Genomic DNA, 538 nt, shown 5'->3' with positions numbered 1-538 from the left:
AGTAGCCCGCTACGGATTCGCACAAAAGTCTGATGAATTTAAGATGGAATCTATGTCAATATTACACGGAAAAGATCGCGGAAGATTCCAAACTGCTTTATATAAAATGCAGACATCTGATGAAGCAAGAAAAAATCTTGCAAAATACTTCAATTATGATTTAAGCCAAAGAATGTTAATGGCCTCCCAAGCAAGAGGTGAAGAATTGCCTAAAGAATCTTGGCAGGAATATATCCAAGTTAACACAAGCTGGCAAGACGCAAAATCATTGAATGAATTTAATAATAGAGTTATGGCAGCTGCAACAAGCAAGGATAATAAATACTATACAGATGATGTAATAAAAGCAACTATTAAAGGAATCGGAATAGGTGCGCAAATTAACCATGTTATGACAAAAGATGAAATCAATCATTTTGTAGAAAAATGGTCAACGGCTGTTGAAAAATATTATAAAAATGATCCTGAGGCACTAGAAGAATTAAAGACTTACGTAAAACGACAAGTTGAAGAATTAAACAAAGCCGAAATCAAGCAT

General features: G+C 34.0%; 1 protein-coding gene. It reads left to right on the top strand.

All coding sequences use genetic code 11. The features are described from left to right. Window positions 1-52 precede the first annotated feature (52 nt). On the top strand, window positions 53-538 hold a 486-nt coding region (locus BN4575_RS20455; protein ID WP_176716456.1), incomplete at its 3' end, for a hypothetical protein.

Source organism: Aeromonas sp. EERV15 (genome assembly GCF_900079845.1).
Classification (GTDB): Bacteria; Pseudomonadota; Gammaproteobacteria; order Enterobacterales; family Aeromonadaceae; genus Aeromonas; species Aeromonas sobria.
This window is presented reverse-complemented; position numbering and strand designations above follow the sequence as displayed.